General features: G+C 67.8%; 1 pseudogene. It reads left to right on the top strand.

Annotation, left to right across the window (positions count from 1 at the left end):
- Positions 1-82 precede the first annotated feature (82 nt).
- Positions 83-1276: pseudogene (locus ABZ497_RS36765) on the top strand (transposase); the annotation flags it as partial.
- Positions 1277-1563: the final 287 nt, after the last annotated feature.

The following is a 1563-nucleotide window of genomic DNA, read 5'->3' as shown; positions in this document are numbered from 1 at the left end:
GGAAAGCTACCTCGCCGGCCTCCACCTCCGTGGCGCGATGATCTGGATCAAGGACCTCACTCGAACCCATTGATCACGACCGAATACGTGCCCTAAGGCGGTGGATGTCAGCGCGGTGCTTTTCCAGTCGTTTCGGCCGAGGCTGGCCGGACGGGACTGGCCGCGGCACGCGGTCTGGCCCGAGCACGGCATTCCCCGCACCGTCCTGGTCGATGTCGAGGGCGTCACCGGGCCGGGGCTGGCCTCGCCGCCCCTGGTTCCCGAGACGCTTGTGGTCGACCACGGCAAGGTCTACGTCTCGGAGCATCTGACCAGCGTCTGCCGCCGGATGGGCATCTCCATCCAGCCGGCCCGCCTGCGGACGGGCCGCGACAAGGGACCGGTAGAGCGCTACTTCCGGACCCTGCGGGAAGGGCTGCTGCAGGTGCTGCCCGGCTACAAGGGGCCCGACATCCACTCGCGGGGTGAGAGCCCCGAGGATGATGCGTTCTTCTTCCTCGACGAGCTGGAGGCGATCATCCGGGAATGGACCGCGACGGTCTATCACTGCAGGCCGCACTCCAGTCTGGTCGATCCAGGGCTGCCGGGGCTGCGGATGTCCCCGGCGAAGATGTTCGAGCACGGCATGGCGCGGGCCGGCTACATCGAAGCACCCCGCGACCGGGACCTGGCCTTTGAGTTCCTGAAGACCGAGTGGCGCACGGTCCAGCACTACGGGGTGGAGATCGGCCGCCGCCGTTACAGCGGCCCGGGCCTGCCGGAGTCGGGCATCCGCAGTCCCTACGACTCGCCGATGAAGAACGGCTGGCCGTTCCAGGTGGACCCCGACGACATCACCCGGATCTACTTCCGCGATCCGGCGACCGGGTCCTGGCACACGCTGGTCTGGGAGCACGCACCGTCGGCCGAGATGCCGCTGAGCGAGGACGCGTTGATGTTCGCCCGCCGGCTGGCGGCCTCGAAGTATCGCTTCCCCGACGACCGGCTCGCGGTTGCCGATCTGCTGGAACGGTGGAATCTCGGGCTGGGCACGACGCTGGCCGAACGGCGCATGGCCCTGCGGCTCTCCCGTGAACAGGCTGCGATCGAACTGCCAGAGACCGAGGCCGAGACGGTCATCTCGCTTCCGTCCGTGCGTAAGGCCATTGGGGCGGACCCGGAGATGGTGGAGCGCAAGCGACCGGAGCCGACGGAGCTTGGCGATGACGATCAAGCCGACCTGGAAGACCTCGCCGACGTGGACGACTTCTATGCGGACGCCCTGGAGGACGTGTGACCAGCACGGCCAGCCCGCCTAGCCCGGCGAACCTGGCGCTGTCCCGGAAGGAGGACTTCAAAGCCTTCGCCGACAGACCACGCCGCACCCAACCCGACGCACTGACGAGCGCTCAACTCAGGGCTCTGAGCCCGTCGGCACGAGCCGAGTACAACCGCAGCCGGCGGGAGTGGCACGCCAACCTCGGACCGCTCAGAAGCCGTTGTCTTTCCGATAGTGACGGGTGCGTTTCCGCTGGTCAGGCATAGTGCCGGTGCCTCGGTGGCAGAGACGGGGTGTCGTGTCGT

The organism is Kitasatospora sp. NPDC005751 (assembly GCF_040630835.1).
GTDB lineage: Bacteria > Actinomycetota > Actinomycetes > Streptomycetales > Streptomycetaceae > Kitasatospora.
This window is presented reverse-complemented; position numbering and strand designations above follow the sequence as displayed.